This is a genomic window from Arthrobacter oryzae (genome assembly GCF_031454875.1).
Lineage (GTDB): Bacteria > Actinomycetota > Actinomycetes > Actinomycetales > Micrococcaceae > Arthrobacter > Arthrobacter oryzae_D.
The window spans coordinates 81709-100396 of the sequence record NZ_JAVDRQ010000004.1 but is presented as its reverse complement, the minus strand read 5'-3'; the positions used below and the strand labels follow the sequence as shown (position 1 = coordinate 100396).

General features: G+C 61.8%; 22 protein-coding genes. 12 read left to right on the top strand and 10 right to left on the bottom strand.

Annotation, left to right across the window (positions count from 1 at the left end):
• Window positions 1-663: 663 nt before the first annotated feature.
• The 3 genes from J2805_RS08625 (at window position 664) to J2805_RS08615 (ending at window position 2673) form a co-directional block, all read left to right on the top strand.
• Complete coding sequence (locus J2805_RS08625) at window positions 664-1047, top strand: PASTA domain-containing protein (RefSeq protein ID WP_309975173.1); 384 nt, start codon at window positions 664-666, stop codon at window positions 1045-1047.
• A 105-nt stretch (window positions 1048-1152) separates the two neighbouring features.
• A complete protein-coding gene (locus J2805_RS08620) occupies window positions 1153-1680 on the top strand; it encodes a hypothetical protein (protein ID WP_309975170.1) in 528 nt (175 codons plus the stop codon).
• 270 nt (window positions 1681-1950) lie between these two features.
• Complete coding sequence (locus J2805_RS08615; RefSeq protein WP_309975167.1) at window positions 1951-2673, top strand: AAA family ATPase; 723 nt, start codon at window positions 1951-1953, stop codon at window positions 2671-2673.
• 54 nt (window positions 2674-2727) lie between these two features.
• Here the strand turns inward: J2805_RS08615 and J2805_RS08610 are convergent, their stop codons facing one another.
• Together J2805_RS08610 and J2805_RS08605 are read right to left on the bottom strand one after the other, a co-directional pair.
• A complete protein-coding gene (locus J2805_RS08610; RefSeq protein ID WP_309975164.1) occupies window positions 2728-3255 on the bottom strand; it encodes a hypothetical protein in 528 nt (175 codons plus the stop codon).
• Window positions 3252-3461, bottom strand: coding sequence for a hypothetical protein (locus J2805_RS08605; protein WP_309975161.1), 210 nt, complete (start codon window positions 3459-3461; stop codon window positions 3252-3254). Before J2805_RS08605 ends, J2805_RS08610 begins: the two co-directional genes overlap by 4 nt.
• A 349-nt stretch (window positions 3462-3810) precedes the next feature.
• Between J2805_RS08605 and J2805_RS08600 the strand changes: the two genes are divergently transcribed.
• The gene (locus tag J2805_RS08600; protein WP_309975159.1) at window positions 3811-4881 is read left to right on the top strand and encodes an alpha/beta hydrolase family protein; all 1071 of its coding nucleotides are present in this window, start codon (window positions 3811-3813) and stop codon (window positions 4879-4881) included.
• Here J2805_RS08600 and J2805_RS08595 read toward each other — a convergent pair.
• Together J2805_RS08595 and J2805_RS08590 are read right to left on the bottom strand one after the other, a co-directional pair.
• The gene (locus tag J2805_RS08595; RefSeq protein ID WP_309975156.1) at window positions 4878-5315 is read right to left on the bottom strand and encodes a hypothetical protein; all 438 of its coding nucleotides are present in this window, start codon (window positions 5313-5315) and stop codon (window positions 4878-4880) included. The genes J2805_RS08600 and J2805_RS08595 overlap by 4 nt on opposite strands.
• Window positions 5316-5370: 55 nt before the next feature.
• Window positions 5371-5661 (bottom strand): AsnC family protein, encoded by a 291-nt coding sequence (locus J2805_RS08590; RefSeq protein ID WP_309975153.1) that lies wholly within the window; start codon window positions 5659-5661, stop codon window positions 5371-5373.
• Between the two features lie 1177 nt (window positions 5662-6838).
• Between J2805_RS08590 and J2805_RS08585 the strand changes: the two genes are divergently transcribed.
• From J2805_RS08585 to J2805_RS08565, 5 genes are all read left to right on the top strand, one after another.
• A complete protein-coding gene (locus J2805_RS08585; RefSeq protein ID WP_309975150.1) occupies window positions 6839-8236 on the top strand; it encodes a phosphatase PAP2 family protein in 1398 nt (465 codons plus the stop codon).
• 266 nt (window positions 8237-8502) lie between these two features.
• On the top strand, window positions 8503-9006 hold the full coding sequence (locus J2805_RS08580) for a GNAT family N-acetyltransferase (RefSeq protein WP_309975146.1): 504 nt from the start codon (window positions 8503-8505) through the stop codon (window positions 9004-9006).
• 179 nt (window positions 9007-9185) lie between these two features.
• On the top strand, window positions 9186-10007 hold the full coding sequence (locus J2805_RS08575; RefSeq protein ID WP_309975141.1) for an MBL fold metallo-hydrolase: 822 nt from the start codon (window positions 9186-9188) through the stop codon (window positions 10005-10007).
• A gap of 97 nt (window positions 10008-10104) precedes the next feature.
• On the top strand, window positions 10105-10443 hold the full coding sequence (locus tag J2805_RS08570; RefSeq protein ID WP_309975137.1) for a YciI family protein: 339 nt from the start codon (window positions 10105-10107) through the stop codon (window positions 10441-10443).
• An 89-nt stretch (window positions 10444-10532) separates the two neighbouring features.
• Window positions 10533-11057, top strand: coding sequence for a hypothetical protein (locus J2805_RS08565; RefSeq protein ID WP_309975132.1), 525 nt, complete (start codon window positions 10533-10535; stop codon window positions 11055-11057).
• Between the two features lie 288 nt (window positions 11058-11345).
• On the opposite strand, the gene J2805_RS08560 is transcribed toward J2805_RS08565, so the two are convergent.
• On the bottom strand, window positions 11346-12419 hold the full coding sequence (locus tag J2805_RS08560; RefSeq protein ID WP_463675097.1) for a DNA polymerase IV: 1074 nt from the start codon (window positions 12417-12419) through the stop codon (window positions 11346-11348).
• Window positions 12420-12639: 220 nt separating this feature from the next.
• Between J2805_RS08560 and J2805_RS08555 the strand changes: the two genes are divergently transcribed.
• A complete protein-coding gene (locus J2805_RS08555; protein ID WP_309975689.1) occupies window positions 12640-13548 on the top strand; it encodes an MFS transporter in 909 nt (302 codons plus the stop codon).
• Between the two features lie 225 nt (window positions 13549-13773).
• Here J2805_RS08555 and map read toward each other — a convergent pair whose 3' ends face one another.
• On the bottom strand, window positions 13774-14544 hold the full coding sequence (gene map, locus J2805_RS08550; protein WP_309975129.1) for a type I methionyl aminopeptidase: 771 nt from the start codon (window positions 14542-14544) through the stop codon (window positions 13774-13776).
• Window positions 14545-14596: 52 nt separating this feature from the next.
• Here map and J2805_RS08545 point away from each other — a divergent pair, with 52 nt between their 5' ends.
• Complete coding sequence (locus J2805_RS08545; RefSeq protein WP_309975126.1) at window positions 14597-14869, top strand: helix-turn-helix domain-containing protein; 273 nt, start codon at window positions 14597-14599, stop codon at window positions 14867-14869.
• 147 nt (window positions 14870-15016) lie between these two features.
• Window positions 15017-15829: an alpha/beta fold hydrolase gene (locus J2805_RS08540; protein ID WP_309975123.1), complete on the top strand. Its 813-nt coding sequence runs from the start codon at window positions 15017-15019 to the stop codon at window positions 15827-15829.
• A gap of 68 nt (window positions 15830-15897) precedes the next feature.
• Here the strand turns inward: J2805_RS08540 and J2805_RS08535 are convergent, their stop codons facing one another.
• From J2805_RS08535 to J2805_RS08520, 4 genes are all read right to left on the bottom strand, one after another.
• Entirely contained in the window at window positions 15898-16410 is a 513-nt protein-coding gene (locus J2805_RS08535; RefSeq protein WP_309975120.1) for a GNAT family N-acetyltransferase, read from the bottom strand.
• Window positions 16411-16870: 460 nt separating this feature from the next.
• Window positions 16871-17422, bottom strand: coding sequence for a hypothetical protein (locus J2805_RS08530; RefSeq protein ID WP_309975118.1), 552 nt, complete (start codon window positions 17420-17422; stop codon window positions 16871-16873).
• An 81-nt stretch (window positions 17423-17503) separates the two neighbouring features.
• Complete coding sequence (locus tag J2805_RS08525) at window positions 17504-18265, bottom strand: VOC family protein (RefSeq protein WP_309975115.1); 762 nt, start codon at window positions 18263-18265, stop codon at window positions 17504-17506.
• Between the two features lie 27 nt (window positions 18266-18292).
• Window positions 18293-18688 carry a DUF1801 domain-containing protein gene (locus tag J2805_RS08520; RefSeq protein WP_309975111.1) on the bottom strand — a complete coding sequence of 132 codons (396 nt, stop codon included), beginning with the start codon at window positions 18686-18688 and terminating at the stop codon, window positions 18293-18295.

The following is an 18688-nucleotide window of genomic DNA, read 5'->3' as shown; positions in this document are numbered from 1 at the left end:
TTGGAGAGCGTGAATCTATCTCCGCGTTCTGATCACGTGCTCTGGGTTCACAGCCTGCCGAGCGCCCGGTGAAGGTAGCATTCCCCGTGACGTGTCAGCCCTCGCCACTTGGCTTTCTCGGCTATCGCCACAATGGAAGCTCCCACAACGCCTGACTTTCGTTGAAACTCGTACGTTCTGAACTTCGACTTTTCCGGGAGCCACTCCCAGGTCTCGGCAGGGAAGCGAGCCATGTAGCCGCGCAGTAGAAAAAGAATGAGCCCGCTGACGAGCAAGAAGACTCCGCACACGGCAAGGAACCCCATGCTCATCGCCCGGTCACCCGATAAAGGATGACTATGGCTGCTCCTGCTAGAACGAGTAGAACCGCGAACATCGTTCCGCCTCGCTCCAGGGCCTTGGCCCGTTGTTCCGGTGACTCCTGACCTAGCGCAGGAGCGGACGGAGAATCAGAGCTGCTGTCGGGCAATCACCTTTCTAAAAATGAGCCAGACGGTTCCAACCACGAGAAGAGCGATCCCCAATTGCATAATTAACTCTGCAACAACGTGTTGGTCCCTCTCGTTTGAAAGTGCCGCGTAAGAGGTTGAACTAGCGGCCTCCTCGTACGGCGCGACATTGCCCCCGCCAGCAATCGGGCAGACAATACCGACAGGAGGAAAAATGCCGGACAGGGCACAAGACGAACAACGAGCCGCTGACCTCGTCATTGTCCCCAAGGTCGTTGGGGAACACTTCCTCCAGGCGAGGGAAATAGCGCAAGCTGCTGGCTTGACTCTGGCTAATCCTGACCCCGATGGGCCGCCAATTAGCTCGATCGCATGGCCCAAGAATCCGACCATCCAGAGCCAGTCACCCGCGCCGGGTAGCGTTTCGTACCGGAATGACTCCCTCCGAATATGGTTCCGCAAAGGTCTCGAACCCGACATGGCTCGGAAATTCGAGAAGCCGCCGCCTTCGATTGACTGGGATCACGCGTCGCCGGAAGGCCCAGTCCAAAGCATCGAGCTCAGCAGCGACAGCTCGCCAGAGGAATCGGCCCCCTGATGGTTACGCACAGAAACTCGAGCTCCCCGATCGGAGTTGCCTTGCCGCCGACGCCCAGCACACGATGAGTTTGTAGCTGCCCTAAGCTGCGGAGAGAAGCACGACTTGAACAGCACCGATTTCGTCATTTTCCTCAACGGATCCTACGGCGTTGGCAAGACGTCCACGTTGGATCAAGTTGGTGATCTCATGGCTGAAGCGCGCATGCCGTTCAGTTTGATGGACGTCGATTGGTTCCACCGCTCTTGGCCGCCCGGCGATCATGATCCTACAAACGTCATTACCGAGGCCGCAAACATGGCAATCGTCTGGCGGAACTACAAAAGAACAGGGCCACGCCAGCTCGTTGTTAGCGGCGTCATATCCAGCCCGCAGGATCACGCGCGGTACGAAGCCGCCTTCGAATTGCGCGTACGACCCGTTCGCCTCGTTGCTGAGGAGTGGGACATTGAGAGCCGGCTCCGTCGCCGTTACACGCCGGAGCAAGAGCCAAGTCTCGAGTGGCATCTCGATCGCTACCGCGACCTCAACTCAAGATTGGCACAGGCGGATTTGGACGAGGCCATCATCGAAACATCGGGATGCGGGCCCCGCGATGTGGCGACGAACGTGTTGGAGCATTTTTCTCTATGACGAGGCCCTGATCATGCACCGGCTGGTGTCCCACGTCCATGTCCCGCTGTAGCAGTGGCTTCGCTCTCTACTACTTTGTCTTCGGCGGCAGGTGATTCACGCTGGCCCACACCTTGCGACCGGCCGACGGCGATCCGGGTAGCGTTCTCTTTGGGTTCGCGGTGGGCTCACATTTCGGCATGAGGTACCTAAATGCCCAGTTTTCGGCCCGGTCAGGGTTCCGCCCCTGGGTTGGGGGAAGGCAGCGAGAGGTGCCTGTAAGAATGGGGCATGCCCGCACATAACTTTCCGATCAGACGGCTGGCCGAAGACCCGGCCCACGTTCTCGACCGCGGTCGGTGGCCTGGCGTCCTGCCTCCTGTCGCCCAGGTTCTAGACCAGGGGCTCGATCTGACGTCAGCCACAATATTCGTCGGTGAAAATGGGTCGGGAAAATCCACTCTTGTGGAAGCCATCGCGCTGGCTTACGGATTGTCTCCTGAAGGCGGATCTACAGGGGCCCGCCACAGCACCAGGTCTACTGAATCCATACTCGCCGATCACCTGCAGCTTGTCCGAAACGCCGGCGCCACAAGACGCGGCTACTTCCTGCGGGCTGAAACCATGCACAGCTTCTTCACCTACCTCGAGAAGAACCCGAGCACCTCGGGCCCGGACATCTCGTTCCACGACATGTCACACGGAGAATCGTTCTTGGAACTGGCAGTGGATCGCTTCCGGGGATGCGGATTGTGGGTGCTCGACGAACCGGAATCGGCGCTGTCCTTCGCGGGATGCCTCAGCCTCCTCGCGGTCCTAAAAGATCTCCTCGCCGAGGGCTCCTCGCAAGTCATCATGTCCACACACTCCCCTGTTCTTGCAGCACTTCCCGGCGCACAGATTCTCGAAGTCGGCCCATGGGGCCTTCGGCAGCAGGAATGGTCGGACCTCGATCTGGTTTCCAACTGGCGATCATTCCTGGACTCTCCTGAAAGATACCTGCGACACCTTTAAGGCAAGTCCGCTCAGGGTTTGGCTCTCGTTCTAGATTCTTCGTGGACGTGGCAATCACAGCGCCTGGTGCGTCCAGGACGATACCCACGGCGAGGAACAGTGTCTGCCGGAGCGCTGCGGGGCGAACACCCACATGGAATCCTCATGCTGAACGTAGAGGGTCTGACCGTCGAGCTTGCACAGCGCCACAATCATTTCGTCCTCGGTGGCCTCTGCGGGCAGCTCCAGGGATTGCTTGGCCTTGGCCAGGGCAGCTTTCTTGCCCATCCGCTTTTCCAGGTCCTTGTAGGGTGGCAGTCCATCGTCGCGGGTTTTCGTGGACCCGAACAGTGCGCTGAGAATCCCGGCACCAACAATGGCCAGCACGACCAGGACGATCAGGATCCAGGTGGACGCGCCCGGCCAGAGGAACTCACCGGCCTTGATCGTGGCCCAGAGAGCGGCGAAGTCCGTCCACGGCATCCGAGTGGGCGTCAGCATCTCGCCAAGGAACGCCGATACCCAGGCCATGGCTGCCAACATCACGACGATCACGGCCAAACCGATTTTCATGGAGGCTTCTGTTGAGGTCTTGCTGCTCATGCCGGTACGTCCGTATCGATTAGTTCTTCGTTAAAGGCGATGGTGCTGGCGGATTTCATGGCACTGTCGGTGTCGGTCAGTTCAATTTCGAGCGGGCTGCGGATGTGGATGGCTTCGAACGGGTCGTGGCTGCCGATTTTGAACAGGCACGTGCCCTTGACCAGCCGGGAGATGACTTCGGCTGGTCCCTGCGGCAGATTGAACATCTGCTCACAGGCAGGGCGTCCGCGGTCTTCGGCTGTTTGTACAGCAGGACGGTTCCGCATTCCTTGAGCATGGCGATGGCCGGACTGTCTTCGGGAATGTCGGAGATGTGGTGGAACGCGAACTGGCACGAGAGAGACAGTGCACGGGAGAGCTTGGTGTTGCGCCGGGTCACGGTGGCCACCGAGCCCTGCACGGTGTGCCACCGAAGGGACGTTACGATGTGTGGGTTCCGTTGTTCTGCCTTGATTGGCGCTGGAGGATGAAGACCTAATGCTGACGTCACGGCGCATCCTGGCCTGCATGGCGTTCCTTGTGCCGGCCGCCGGGCTATCTGGGTTCGCTGTCATCATGGCCCGCAAGATCGTCAAGCGGGGCCTGAAGGACTACCGCCGGGCCGAGGTGACAGAAGACGGACGACGAATCCGCATTGATTTGGATGACTACACCAAAGCCCCGGGCGACTTCGGCGTGTTCGACCCTGCGACAGAGAAATACACAGGAGTCGGCGAGGTCACGCTGATCAATGAGGATCAAAAGTACGTAGAGCGGCGGATTGATCCGGCCGGCTCCGCGCCGGGACGTCTGGGGCCGATCGTCGATTGGACCCCGGATGTGTTCTTCGAGCCCTCTGCTGTCGGCGGACGCTACGAAGAGGTGGACGTCCCCACCGCCTACGGTGCGGCGCCTGCATGGCTGTTCGAGGGAAACACTGACGTATGGGTGATCCACATCCATGGCAGCTGGACGGACCGCTCAATCATGTTCCGAGATGTCCACGCTTTCAGTTCATTGGGATTCACCTCCCTGGTTCCCACATTTCGCAGCGACGCGGAGGTCAGCCCACCACAGGCCGAATCGAGCCACCTTGGGCAAACTGAATGGCGTGATGTGGAAAGCGCTGTGGCCTACGCCGTAGCTCATGGAGCCAGACGCATCATCCTCTCCGGCTGGTCTATGGGTGGCACCATTGCCCTGCTCACAGCGGAGAGCAGCGCCCACCGGGACCGGATCGTCGGGATTGTCCTGGTAGGGCCCGTCACGAGCTGGCGTAAGACCATCACTGCAGGGGCGGCGCGGGCCGGCGTCCCTGCGATTGGTGCCGGCCTTGTCATGTGCCTGCTGCAGACTCCCCCATTCGCGAAGATGCTCGGGCTGGAGGAACCAATCGATTTCAATGCACTTGACTGGGTCGATGTACCTAACCGGGTGGCAGTCCCGACACTGGTCCTGCACTCCAACACAGACCAAGAGGTACCCTGGGAGATCTCGGAGGCGTTCCAACGTGCGAATCCGGCCACCGTCACCCTGATTCCGCTACCTGAGGCCCACCATACCCAGGAGTGGAATGCCTCGCCTTCTACCTTCACCAACGAACTCACGAGTTGGATCAGCAAAACGATCTTGACCGAGCAACGCTAGATCTGTGCGTCTAGCTTGGCCTCTTGGCTGATCCTGCCCTGAACAGACTCCGGGAAATCCATCAAATTCACTCGCTCGTAGTTGTGCAGAACAATAAGGCTTTTGTAGACGCCTTTTTCGAGCGTCTCGTTAAAAAGAAGGCCGACAGCTTGACGATTAAACGCGCTTGCTTCCCGGAGGTCGCGTAACCTGTTCCCTTCGAGGCGCCCTCGTTGCACCTTTTCGGGCGTCAGGACCATGTAACTGGCTACGAGGACGGGTGGAAACTCCGCAACCACTATGTCCGGGGCACCTACGCGGTGCTCGACGCCGCTGGCCATAACGCTCATCTCGAGCGCCCGGGATCTTACTGCCGCGCTAGTGAAAGATTGGCTCATACGGACCAGCGCGTCTGCCCTGTGAGGGATCGGCGCCAGGTCGATGATCACCGACATTTAGACCGGTGTTCAGGTCGAATCGCGTGGAATCAGAGGTGCCAGCGATGGTGCTTTACCCAGGGTTGCTATTGAGCTCGGACGCCGTGTCGTTCAGTGAGGAAGGGCCCCACGCGTCGCCCTCGGGCAGGGTCTCGTCGATTTCGTGCCACCTCTCCCATACCGCTTGGCGTGTGACCCCGAGAGCATTGGCGATCTCTGCCCAGGACAGGCCCGCCTTCCGCGCATACTTCACGCTCACGAGTTCAGTGTGGTCGCACGTCTGGCGGACCTGCTGGATAGCAGTCAGGGTGGCGACTACCTCTGCCTTCCAGCTCTGGGGGCTCGACCTGGATAATCCCGTCACTCGAGGCCCCTTCATTGCCCTATGGACGGTTACCCCGCCGCTGTATCTCGCCATGGCGTCAGCCTGTCCCCTCGACGACACCCTGTCAAGGCACCTTGGCAACAAAGTCCGGAGCGTAGACCAGGGTCAGGTCCCAAAACAGCCCATCCGGACACGGGCTTCTGGCCGCCCGCATTCCAATGCATTTATCCCAAGACACGTGGTTCCGCGGCGAACTGACTTTTCGGTCGACATCTCGGGTCCGACCATCTTTTCGGCCCGGTCAGGGTTAGTGCGAGGAAGTCGGCTCGGTCAGCCTCCGGACAAGGAGTTCCAATCAGACGTAGCGAAACCGTAGGTATGCTATTTCCATCTCCGCCCTGCCCATAATGTGGGTATCGACCAAGAGAATGTGAGCCCTTGGAGGCACCTCCTCCCACGCTGTTGACGCGCCGCTCTGGTCCGCTGCCACCAGGCGCGGCAACTCCCAATCGACGTGTAGCGAGCCTGCAACGTCCCATGCGCTGATCGACAAGCGAGCCTGAAACGGCCGCCGCTCGCCAACGGGACCAGTCGGGACGGCCGCCAATGTTTCGGCAGCGCTTGCAACTGCCATCAGGCTCAGACTCTCAAGCTGCAGGGATGCCGAGCCCAACATGTCTGCATCAGTCGATAACGTTATCCCGCCAGGAGCTTGTGGGATCAGCGCAGTCCCCGTCAGCCACGGAGCCTGTTCAGCCGCCGTGGACGCGACGACGGCATGGATGCTTTGTGCACTGCTAGATCCAATGAGTATTCGCACCGTTCGCTCCTCTCATAGCCTCACTGGGTCTATCTCCGCTTGCCATGACCAGTGCGTAACCAGAATCAGGTCCCCAAAACAGCCCATCCCGAAGACCGGGACTGGACGCCCGCATCCCATGGCTATCTCCCAAAACGCGTCGTTCTCGCTATGAACTGACTGGTCGTCGGATACACCGGGCCGCCCATCTATTCGGCCCGGGGAAGCTTGGAGTTGGGACAGTCTGCGCCGGGACTTTTCCTCGAAACTCCACTCGATGTCCGTATCCGCTGCCGCTACTGTCGAATCCGGAAAGCCCGCCGGTCCCCCATCTGGCGGGCTTTCTTTGTGCCAGGTCGCCGTCTCATTTCCTTGGTGGGACAGACAGGCCTCGTGTCTTGAGAGGATGCTAGGGGAATGAGCGGATTCATCGTACGTTGTGCCGGGATTCTTCTCACGCTGACTGTTCTGGGCCTTGTGTTCGAGTTAGTAACACCCTTGCCGTTAACTGCCGTCTCGTCTGGTGGCGGGCTCGTAGAAGTACTGTGGGGTGCCGCCGATTTCGTGGCCGAGATCGCTGCGCAGGTTGGCTGGCTGGTCCTGCCGGTGGTGGTGCTGTGGCTGAAGATACGCGGACTTTCTGCATCTGCGGTATATGTGGCCGCCGTTACGGTGGGGATGTTTGTTCTCGCCGGCGGCGGGACCGTTCTGATGTCCTTGTTGACCGATGAGAGTTCCCGGGGCGGGAGCGTGTTCTCCGGCGGGTCGATACAACTCGCTGTTTCGTTGGGGGTGCTGCTCCTGGTCTTCCTTCCTGCCCTCCCGGCGAGAGGCAGGATGTGGGCGGTTGTCGGAACAGTGCCGCCAGTGATCCTGTTCGAAATCATGCGTTTGCTCGCCGGGGCCGTCTCATTCGGGGCGCAACTCGGTGGCTCGTTGATCGGCATCGCCTGGCTTGGCGCTACCTCGTGGGCCTTTCGCCGGTGGCAGCAGCATGCCGGCCCACGGACACCCTGGTGGTATGGACTGCCTGTACAGGATCGGACCACACTGGTCCCGGCGTCCGTAGGGGACCAGCCACTACCGGGCGGGAGAAGCAGCGCCCTTAAACTCGCCGGCATCTGGGTGCTCATTGCAAGTGGTGTAACCGGCGCGGGCTTCCTTGTCACCGGGATTGAATCTATTCGGCACTTGGACCAGGCAGCGGTCCAATGGCTGGCCGAACACCGCGATGAGACGTGGAACGCCCTAGCGGCTGTGGCTGGATCCCTTGGCAATACGCCCGGAATTGTGGGAGTTCTGCTTGTGGCCGCACCTCTTGCCGTTGCGATCACGAGGCGATCTGCTCCGGCGGTGTTCCTGCTCGTGGCTGCGGTCGGTGAGACCGCCTTGTATCTGATCTCAGGAACGATCGTCCGCCGGCCCAGACCGGATGTCGACCACCTGTCTGAAGGGCTTCCACCCACCTCCTCCTTCCCATCAGGGCATGTAGCGGCCGCCGTCGTCACATACGGGGGGCTAGCCCTGCTGCTCCGGGCCTGGGCACAATCCCGCCTCCGCCACCTCGGCCTCATCCTCGCGCCGCTCATCGTGCTGGGCATAGCCCTTTCCCGACTGTACTGGGGGGTTCATTATCCAACCGACACAGCTGTCGGCTTGATATTCGCCGCCGTCTGGGTCTCTGTCTGTTGGCGGTACTTCAAACCCGCTCGCGGATCCCCAAAAAGTGCCACCCATCAGACGAATCCAGTGGCTGAACCCACACGGCTGGAAGATCGAGTGGTGATCGACAATGACCACAACGACGAAAAATGACCGAGAAGACCAACGACGACCGTCACAAATCACGGCCAGCTTGTTGGTCGGCTTTCCAAACTCGCGGCCACCTCCCAGTCGAAGACGGGCAGTCGCCGTCCCGGGCCATGTACACCGCCCCGGGTGAAGCGGGCTGCAGCAGTACATGCCTTTCGGTAGCCGTCCCACATTCTTAGAATCGGGATCGGCTGGCTCCCCCGGCACGGTGATCGACCGGCCTACGGGCACTTCTATGCGATGGCTAGAGTCCTTGAAACAATGAAGCGATGGATACCCAAGTTAGCTCGCCTATTGTCCGCCCCGTGGATCTCACTGGCCCGGACGCCAAATCGGTAAGTCGTCTCGTGCAGGCGTACCTGATACAAACCGAACGCGAGAAAGCTACCTACTTGGATGACACCTCCAAAGATGCAGACCTTCCCGAACGCTATCGTCAGGAAGTCCAACACCCGGCGCGTGCCTACGAGGGCGCGACTGTGTACGTTGCAGAACTAGGCAATTCGCCGGTAGGAGTTGTGATCGTGCAGCAGACAGCAGAGGCACGCGAAATCAAGCGGGTTTGGGTTGACCCTAGCGCGCGAGGGCATCGGGTAGGTTCCGCCTTGATCGATGCCGCACTCAACCAGCTGGATTTGCCTATCCGTCTGACGGTATGGGATTGGCGAGACGAAGCGATACGGCTGTACGTAAAACGTGGGTTTCTTCCTGTTCCATCCTGGGAAGATCGGCCACGACTTCTCTGCCTGGAGAAACGACCGGTCGCCCCCTGAGGACGCCCTTGAGGGATCCCCATCGAAACAGACCCCGCCTCGGCGAGATAGTGCCAAAATCCGGTCAGGCGCGGTCCTCCGACTGCGGATCACCCGATCCGCCCATAGTGCTTGCAACTGCTAGCGCCAGGTAATACCGTCACAACAGGCGGTTGCAAACCACAGAGGGAAGGCATCTCATGCTGAAGCAAATCGCTGAGGGCGTTCTGGTTCACGAGAGCGAGTTCATCCAGAGTAATTCCGTTGTGGTGCAGGGCCGCGACGGTGTGTTGCTCATCGACCCCGGCATAACGGGCGACGAAATGGCGGCCCTCGCGAACGACCTTCGCGAGCTGGGCCAGCCCGTCGTCGCAGGCTTCTCCACGCATCCCGATTGGGACCACGTGCTCTGGCACGCATACTTCGGCGATCCGCCCCGGTACGGTACAGCCCGCTGCGCGGCCTCTATCCGGGATGTGCTGTCGAGCGAGGACTGGAAGGACCGGGTGGCCGAGGGACTCCCGCCGGAGTACGCCGAGGAGATCCCGATGGATCTGTTCGGTCTCATTACCGGTCTTCCCGCCGAAGCTGCGCAGATTCCTTGGGATGGCCCCAAAGTCCGGATCATCGAGCATCAGGCCCATGCCCCGGGCCATGCGGCACTGTTGATCGAGGAGCGCGGCGTCCTCGTCGCCGGCGACATGCTTTCCGACATCCTGATGCCGTTCCTCGACCTGGAGGCCGCGAATCCGGTCGAGGACTACCTCGCCGCCTTGCGGCTGTTCGAGAGCGTGGCCGCCGACGTCGATGCCGTCATCCCCGGTCACGGCTCGGTCGGCGGAGCTGAGCAGCTACGAGCACGAATCAATCAGGATCGCGCGTACGTGCAGGACCTGCGAGACGGCAAGGATCCGAGCGACCCGCGGGTCGGCCCATCGGCCCCTTTGGATTGGCTGCCCGACGTGCACAGATGGCAGCTCCAGCGGCTCGCCCAAAGTGAGCAGAGCGAGACGCCCGGCTAGCGGTCGCATCCCGGGCGCTGCGGGCTGTCCCGTACAAGGTGGTTGCCAACCATCCACAACCGTTGCTTTCCGGCCCGCCCGCGGGCACCATCGAGACATGACCAAATACCTCATCTCCTTCCCGAGCGAAGCCATGGTGCTTACCGACGAGGAGTTCCCCGTCGTCGTCGCCGAATCCCACACTGTGATCGAGGAGGCGAAGGCTGCCGGCGTGTACGTGTTCGGCGGTGGGATTGCGGAGAAAGTCGATCCCGTGCTGGTTTCCGCTGACGGGTCGGTGAGCACCGAGATCTACCCGGGCTCCGAACTCAACGGCGGGTTCACCGTGCTGGAGCTGCCGACGCGCGAGGACGCGGTCGAGTGGGCGAGGAAGATCGCGGTGGCCTGCCGTTGCCCGCAGGAGCTCCGCGAGTTCATGTACGACCCGGCCAGCTAGCTCAGTTCGAGCGGTCCAGTCTTTGGCCAATGCTCCACGATTAGGCGAGCCGCAGGGAGGACTCGCACAACATCGATTAGGGTCGGCGCATGACCCTGAGCCTGGACGGCGCGCCAGATATCCGTGAGCACGAATGCACCTGCTGCGGGAAGACATATGTCGTTGTGGATCACTTCATCCTGAAGGATGGCTATACGCATGCCATCGCCAAGTCAGCACTTCATCACCATGGCGGCGACCATGAAGCGTGGATCGATGTCATTTTCGGCCCGTTCGGAGACGACTCCACCGCACAGCGAGTGAGCTTCGGCTGCAGAGTAGGTCCCATAGAGGGAAATGCGGAACCTGCGGCAACTGCGGTGGACGCAGCCCAGCCATACCCCGACTCGCCAGTTTGGGGCCACAAACTGTCACGTGAGGAAGCGCTGCAACACGATTCTCTTGCCCGGTTCTGGAGCGTCGTGGACTGGCTGCTGACGACGGATCCAACCATTCACGGTCATGTATACCGGAGGAGCACTTCGAAACGCCACTCGATCATGGGAACAATAAACGATGGCACCGGACTGAGCTTGTGGGCACAGATCCGTCGACGCGTGAAGAGACACCATTGATCAGAGTAATGGCCGCGGAGACCAACAGCCCGGGGGCTGCAGCCCCCGCTCCCAAAGAGCGGCTGACGCGGGCGCAGAAGTGGTCGGCGGCCCTCTCAGTTGTGGGAGCACTGGTTTGCTTGCCTGCGGCCGGTCTCTTCGGAGCCGCGCTCGGGTACTACCCAACCCGGATGGACTGCACGCAGGAAACCCTTGGTTCCGGCTGCTACGACCCCAACGAATATTTCTGATCTATCACTGCCATTGACTCTGGGTCTGCAGTTCCGCGCTGGTAAGGGAGCGACGCCGTCACCAACCGCCGCGCGTCGGCGTATGTCCCTTTCGGGCGTCGTCGGGCATTGCCATTTCGGCCCGCAGGCCCAGCAGCCGGATGGGACGGCCCGCTTCGACTGCGGCTGCGAGGTCCAAGGCCCGCGCGAGGATTTCGTTACGGTCGAATGTTTCGGGGATCTTCCTCGCGTGGGTCTTGGTGAAGAACGGCGCGTACCGAACCTTCAGGGTCAGCCCAATCACAGGCCGTCCTTCGGCCACAACATCCTCAAGGACATGCGCTGTCAGCTCCCTGACGGCGTCGTGCACCTGGGCCGGCTCGGTCAGGTCCCGCTGGAAGGTGGTCTCCCGGCTATGCCCGCGGGCAACCCACGGGGTGTCGTCCACAACGCTGGTGCCGTCCCCGCGTCCGAGCTCCGCGTACCAAGGACCCATCCTGGGGCCGAACTCCGGGACCAGGTCCTGGGGGTCGGATGCGGCGAGTTCGGCGACTGTCCTGATGCCGAGCTTGGCCAGCCGGCCCGATACCTTGGTTCCGACTCCCCACAGGTCCTTGGTGGGCCGGGGGCCCATAACGTCGAGCCAGTTCCCGGCAGTGAGGCGGAAGACTCCGGCCGGCTTGCCGAAACCGGTGGCCACTTTGGCCCGGACCAGGGTGTCGCCGATGCCCACGCTGCAATGCAGCTGCGTTCGCTCCAGGACGGCGGTCTGCACCTGCCGGGCGTAGGCTTCCGGATTCTCTGTCTCGGTGCCTACAAAGGCTTCATCCCAGCCCAGCACCTGCACGGTGGCACCGGGCTGCGCGCGCAGGGTAGCCATCACCGTTTCAGAGGCCGCGAGGTAAGCCTCCTGATCGACGGGCAGGATGACAGCGTCGGGCACTTTCCGGGCCGCAATGCGTAAGGGCATTCCGGAACCCACGCCGAACGCCCTGGCCTCGTACGATGCGGTCGACACCACAGCCCGTTCCGTGGGGTCGCCCCGACCGCCAACAATAATCGGTTTGCCCGCAAGCTCCGGCCGCCGGAGGACTTCGACCGCCGCGATGAACTGGTCGAGATCGACATGCAGCACCCACCGGATTCCGCTCACGCCACCAGTCTGCCTTAAACATCCCTGACAAGCACCGGTTCGTCACCGAGCTTGCCCGCCCTCCATGCGGTATCCCGAAGGCCGCACGTTGCCGCAAGACATCCGCGGGTCCGATGAAACCAGGGCCCGTAAAATAGGGGAATGGTGAAATCAGCCCCGTGGTCCGCGGGATGAAAAGCGCTGGTGGCCGCCTGCTGGCCGGGCTTGAGCTCGACCGCGCATCGGCCCGAAGGAACAAGGCCGGCTCTTCGGCCTGCTCGAAGGCGGCCGCGGAATCGTCGACACTGCAGTGGCGTTCTCCGCGCTGGGGATCTTCGTCCTCCTCGGTTCGGGCACCGGCGGGTTCCGCGCAGCCATCGCCTTCTACGCCGTCATCGACATCGCCGTCGGCGTGCTGCTGTTCCTGCTGCTCCGCACGGAGCCGGCCACTCAGATGGGCGCTCAGGTGAGCGGGCTGTCCGCACAGCCGTCCGAGCCAAAGAAGCAGAAGGCCGGACTCGGCGAGATCTGGCGCGCGGCGAAGCTGCCGCAGCTGTGGTGGGTGAGCTTCACCGTGTTCATGGTCTACGTGGTGTACTGCGGCCTGACCTATTTCATTCCCTATCTGACCTACGTCTACGGACTGCCTGTTGCGCTGGTCGGCGCCTACGGCATCATCAACCAGTACGGCCTGAAAATCCTCGGTGGCCCGATCGGCGGAGTCCTCGCGGACAAGGTGTTCAAGGGCGCGAGCCGGTACATCCGCTTGGCGTTCCTGTGCCTGATCCCGGTGGTGGCGGTGCTGCTGCTCCTCCCGGCCGATCCCAGCCGCCAGATCCCGGCGATGATTGTGACCCTGCTGTTCTCGTTGATCGTCTTCACCATGCGGGGTGTGTTCTGGGCACCGATGGACGAGGTCGGGATCCCGGAGGAAACCAGCGGGACCGCCTTCGGAATCGCATGCCTGGTCGGCTATGCACCAGGGATGTTCGCCTTCATCGTCTACGGAGCAATCCTGGATGCGAACCCGGGAGCCGGCGGTTACCACATCGTGTTCATCGTGCTCGCAGCGCTCGCCCTCGTGGGAGCGGCCGTGTCCAGCGGGCTTGTGCGAGCCGCCCGGGCCCGGCGCGCAGTGGTCGAGGTCTGATCGTTCACCAGACGCGAACGACGGCGGAACCCCCGGGACTCCCGGAGGTTCCGTCGTCGTTGTGGTTGCGTAGGTGTGTAGGAGTCAACGCTCGCTGATGAAGATCCCGGAAGACCCTGCGCGCTTACTCGCTGACGCAATCCTTCAGCTGAATGCCGACGGTCTAAGCGGTCCTCGCTGCTGAACGATGTCGCCCCGCCGCCCGCCTATTCCGCGAGACGCTCTTTAGACCAGTTGGGTGAGAATGACGGGTCCGGATTCCGTGACGGCAACAGTGTGCTCGGAGTGCGCCGTCCGACGGCCGTTGGAACTGCAAAGGGTCCACCCATCAGGAGCTGTAATGAGTTTGCTCGTGCCGTCCATGATCCATGGTTCTATTGCCAAAAGCAGTCCCGGCCGAAGCACGTATCCGCGCCCAGGTGTGCCGATGTTCGGAATATGCGGATCCTGATGCATGGTGCTGCCAACCCCATGTCCGCCAAATTCGGTGTTGACCTTAAAGTGCGCTGATTCGAGCACTGAGCCAATTGCATGAGAGATATCTCCAATACGCGCTCCGGCGTGGGCGGCCTGGATACCAGCCAGAAGCGCTTTCTCTGTGGTTTCAATCATGTGCCGGTCTTCCGGTGCCGAAGAATTCCCCACAACGAAGCTAATTGCGGAATCAGTGACCCAGCCGTTAACACTTGCTGCGAAATCAAGCGTGAGAAGGTCCCCGTCCATCAAGACGTAGTCATGAGGGAGGCCGTGCAAAACGGCGTCGTTGACGGACGTACAGATGACTTTCCCGAACGGGCCGCGCCCAAACGACGGGGCGTAGTCGACATAACACGAGCGAGCTCCTGCCATCTGGATCATCGAAGCTGCCCAGTCATTGATTTCCAGGAGATTCGTCCCAGGCTCGATTCGTTCCCTCAAGTCCGACAGAGTCTTCGCCACGAACTGGCCAGAGAGACGTGCCTCGTCAACTTCTCGAAGCGTGAGTAGCTCAATCAATGATTCCTCCAAGATAGGACCGTTATTATTATAACGGTACTATGCTTGGAAGATGGTTAGAGTCCCCCTAAGCCCAGAAGACGTCCGTGCAGGCAGGCTGCTCGGAGAGATGCTCCGTAATGCGCGGGGGGAACGGACTCTGGTCCAGGTAGCTCTTGGGGCAGGCATATCCCCTGAGACACTCAGGAAAATCGAGACGGGTCGAATTGCGACACCGTCCTTCATGATCGTGGCTGCCCTTGCCGAAGAACTTGCCCTCTCCCTGGATACCATTCAGGAGACCCTACGGAGGTCATCGAGTGAGAAACTCGATGTAGCTTCCTGAGCGTGCCGGTGCTTGGTCCGGTTCTATGGTTCGTGAGTGGGCGTAGGGCTGCCCGCCATAACCCCAACCCGTTTCCCCCAAATGGTCTGGCCAATTCAAAAGGATTGAGACAGCCAAGCCAGGCCGGACGCGCCTTACACTACGTGGATGGAGGCTATGGTCGGCGAAGTTCCAGTGCATTACGCCGAGCACGGCAGCGGCATCCCGATTCTCGCTCTGCACGGGGCCGGCGTGGATCATCGCGAAATCGCTGGCGCTCTTGAACCAATACTTTCCAGCGTGCCGGGCTTTCGACGCCTGTATCCGGACCTGCCGGGGATGGGCCGCACCCCAGCGCCCGAGACGCTGGCCAGCAACGATGACGTCCTGGACCTTCTGCTCGGCCTGATCGACAGCACCATTGGTAACGAACCGTTTCTTGTCATGGGTCACTCCTACGGTGGCTACTTAGCCCATGGAATTGCCAATCTGAGACCTGACCAGGCCGTCGGGCTGGCGCTCATCTGCCCTGTCGGTGCGCATACGCGTGACGTTCCCAAGCACGAGGTCCTTGTTTCGTCGGCGGATCTGACCGGTGGTCTGGAGCCGGATCTCGAGGCAACCTACCGCGACTACTTCGTAGTGCAGACGACTGAAACGCTGCGCAGGTTTCGGGAGTACGTGGCTCCGGCAATACCGCTCGTTGACGATTCGAGCCTTACGCGAATCTTTTCGCACTGGGAGCTGCGGGACCGGCCGGAAGCTGCGAAAGCCTATCCACATCCAGCGTTGGTCCTTGCCGGGCGACAGGATGCCACGGCCGGGCACACGCACACGCGCGAGCTGATCGAGCACATCCCACGCGGTACCCTCGCCATACTCGATCGCGCCGGCCACGCTCTGATCCACGAGCAGCCCCACCTCATGCAAGCCCTGGTCGCCGAATGGCTCACGCGCGTGCGTGAACACTCGAAGCGATGACCTGGCCGGCCATGATGCTCGAGCGCCTACTGATGCTTGAGCGGGCGATGACCCTCTGCCCTGCGGACTCACGAAGCAGGAGCACTGCCCCCGGAAGGGACCCGCACCATGCGGATCTCCCGCACCCCGTCCTCAAAGTTCACGGTGCCGTCCGCCACGAAACCGTGCTTCCGATAGAAAGCCTGCGCCCGAGGATTGGGATCGGCGACCCAGAGCGCTGCTGAATCGTGGGGGCCGACGACGGCATCCAGGAGGGCGGCCCCGGCGCCCGTCCCATGCTCAGCCGCAACGACGTACAACATGTAGAGGTGCGTGACCCACTGCGACCCCGAACTCTGCGAGGGCCCCGCCATCGCAATCCCGATCACTTCGCCGTCATCGTTCTCGGCCACCGCGACGCGGTTCGCACGGTAGCGCGCGTCGCTGAGCATGGTAGTCCAAAAGCGTTCCCGGGCCGCGGGCAGGTCCGGGTCGTCGAGGACGTGATCCGCCATCAGCCCGCGGTACGTCTCACGCCACGACCGCACATTCACGCGTGCCATCTCGGCGGCGTCCTCGACCCGCGCGTGGCGAACACTCACCGGAGTACCCATATTCGACACCCTACCGGTTGCTGTGAACGGGGTCGCGATGGTCGCCTGCACCCATTCCGAGGCAAGCCAGGGGGAGTCGGCACGTGTTGCGGTCGGCACCGGCTCTCGTCCACTCGATAGTTATATAAGAGCGTTGTAGCGTTTAGTTGCGAAGGCCCGCCTGTCCCCCATCGGCGGGCCTTCGTTGTGTCAGAAAGCCCTGGCTGCAGCAATCGCCGCCTTGGTGGCCCGCGCCCGTAGAGCAAGTGTCCGATAGTGCAATAGGGATACACGCGGAGCAAAACAGGTAGCCGCCACTCAAGCCGGCCCCGGGCATGCGGCCTACAGTTTTAGTGAGAGGTCGTTTCCTTTGGAACTACTCTCGGCGGTAGCGGCGCCAGTGCCCGGAACAATGGTGACACCGGGCATTGGCGCGCAGGCCATCCCCCGCGCAGGCCATCCCCTTTGACTAAGCGCGCGAGCCAGCGCCGCTGTGGCGCGCGGCGAGCAATGTTCCAGCGGTTGCCAGGACCGGCACAATCAGGAACACCAGTGCTTCTGCATGGGCGAGGCCACCGGCGTTCATGTATGCCGTCATGCCGATCCACCAGAAAAGGACCGTCGCCAGACCGGCGACGATGACAAAAAAGTCCCGAGCCGCCGGGCGATATAACGCCCACACGCTGTTGAGCCCACCTCTGCCGGACGGTTCCGGGGCAAGCCGTCTGCTGTGGCGGCCTGAGACAGAACGGCGATGGCTCCCGTGGACGCGCATACTCTCCGGGCCCGCCCCACTGGACAGTTTCCGGCGACGCAGCGCGCGGTAAATTCCGAGAGTCGCGAGCATGGGAATGCCGAGAAACAGGACAAATCCAGGTCCGCCGCTCGCCAGTCCTCCGGCGTTGACGTAGGCGGTCATTCCGATCCACCAGGAAAGGCCAGTGGCGAAAGCACCCGTGAGGAGAAGGAAGTCCCGCGGGCGGGGAACGTCGAATGTATCGAGGGTTTGCTTCGTCGTCACGATGACTCCCTGTAGCGATCAGCCCATGGACTACCTGCTAGTCATCACAGCATGAATCGGCACCTTTTGCGAGACCCTGGATCAGCTGGCAGTGGCACTGACCGCTATGAAGCCGCCTTGGGGGTCGCCGATCACTGCGCTGCGGAATCCCGGAGTGTCCATGGGTTCCATCACGATGGTGCCGCCGAGCGCAGCGGCCTGCCTGGCGATCGAGTCCGCGTCGCTGACAGCCAAATTAACGCTCCAATGGGGCGGGACCGCGACCCCGTCCGTCGCCGTCACGACAGCCACGACCCGGCCAGAGCGCCGCCACAGCGAGAAGGCCGCGTTGGGCACCTGTTCGAGTTCCCAGTCAAACATTTCGCCGTAGAACGCCCCCGCCCGTTCGAGATCCGGGGTGTGCAGCGAGCTCATCGCCCACGTATTCGGCTCATTGGCCAGCTCATCGACGTCGCCCTCGCCGGCCTGCCACAGGCAAAACGGGACTCCGGTTGCGTCAGCAACCACAGCCAGGACGCCGTCCGGGCGGGTTCCGAACGGTCCTGCCAGGCGCGTCCCTCCCGATTGCTCGGCACGAGCGAGAGTCTCCCCGACGTCGTCGACGCGCACGTGGGTGTTCCACATCGCCGGCGACGACGCCGGAGCCTGGCCGATCCCGGCCACCCTCTGCCCGCGGAGGCGGGCAACGTAGTATTCACCCTCAAGGCCGGCGGGCATCGGGACGGGATCGTCGAAACTCCAGCCGAAGAGCGGGCCGTAGAAGTCCATCGCGGCCCGGGGATCCGGCTGGAACGTGTCCACCCTGCAGGGAACGCCGACGGAACGGGTTTCGCGGATTGTCATTGAGGTGCCCTTCTGCTCGAGGAGATCCTAATGGCTGCCCTTGATTTTCCGCCAGCCACCGGCGCGGTTGTTGGCGATGATCGCCTTGAACATTTCGCCGAGTGCCTGCTCGTTAACAGCCTGGCCCTCGCGGAAGGCAACCGTGCGGGCTGTTTTGTTGCCGTGTCCGGCGGTGATGATGTTCTGCGGATCCGGGACTATGCCGCCGTCGTACAGGAAAACGTTGACGTGATCCTTCGCCGCAAGCAGCGCACAGATGTTACCGTCCAGGACAAAGTAGGGCTGCACAGAGCGCTTGATGACTTCCGTGACCTCGGGATCGGCGGCATGGACCAGGTCACGGACCTGCTGGCAGATTGCCTGCTGCCATTCGGGGAGCGAATCAATGTAGTGGTCCACGCGGGCGTCTTTGCTGTAGTCCAT

Bases quoted from the DNA above. Each gene is read 5' to 3' on its own strand.
- J2805_RS08575 (WP_309975141.1), top strand. From the start codon at position 9,186: ATGCTGAAGCAAATCGCTGAGGGCGTTCTGGTTCACGAGAGCGAGTTC.
- J2805_RS08540 (WP_309975123.1), top strand. From the start codon at position 15,017: ATGGAGGCTATGGTCGGCGAAGTTCCAGTGCATTACGCCGAGCACGGC.
- J2805_RS08600 (WP_309975159.1), top strand. From the start codon at position 3,811: ATGGCCCGCAAGATCGTCAAGCGGGGCCTGAAGGACTACCGCCGGGCC.
- J2805_RS08585 (WP_309975150.1), top strand. From the start codon at position 6,839: ATGAGCGGATTCATCGTACGTTGTGCCGGGATTCTTCTCACGCTGACT.
- J2805_RS08520 (WP_309975111.1), bottom strand. From the start codon at position 18,688: ATGGACTACAGCAAAGACGCCCGCGTGGACCACTACATTGATTCGCTC.
- J2805_RS08545 (WP_309975126.1), top strand. From the start codon at position 14,597: ATGGTTAGAGTCCCCCTAAGCCCAGAAGACGTCCGTGCAGGCAGGCTG.
- J2805_RS08595 (WP_309975156.1), bottom strand. From the start codon at position 5,315: ATGTCGGTGATCATCGACCTGGCGCCGATCCCTCACAGGGCAGACGCG.
- J2805_RS08565 (WP_309975132.1), top strand. From the start codon at position 10,533: ATGACCCTGAGCCTGGACGGCGCGCCAGATATCCGTGAGCACGAATGC.
- J2805_RS08605 (WP_309975161.1), bottom strand. From the start codon at position 3,461: ATGTTCAATCTGCCGCAGGGACCAGCCGAAGTCATCTCCCGGCTGGTC.
- J2805_RS08610 (WP_309975164.1), bottom strand. From the start codon at position 3,255: ATGAGCAGCAAGACCTCAACAGAAGCCTCCATGAAAATCGGTTTGGCC.
- J2805_RS08525 (WP_309975115.1), bottom strand. From the start codon at position 18,265: ATGACAATCCGCGAAACCCGTTCCGTCGGCGTTCCCTGCAGGGTGGAC.
- J2805_RS08625 (WP_309975173.1), top strand. From the start codon at position 664: ATGCCGGACAGGGCACAAGACGAACAACGAGCCGCTGACCTCGTCATT.
- J2805_RS08615 (WP_309975167.1), top strand. From the start codon at position 1,951: ATGCCCGCACATAACTTTCCGATCAGACGGCTGGCCGAAGACCCGGCC.
- J2805_RS08570 (WP_309975137.1), top strand. From the start codon at position 10,105: ATGACCAAATACCTCATCTCCTTCCCGAGCGAAGCCATGGTGCTTACC.
- J2805_RS08580 (WP_309975146.1), top strand. From the start codon at position 8,503: ATGGATACCCAAGTTAGCTCGCCTATTGTCCGCCCCGTGGATCTCACT.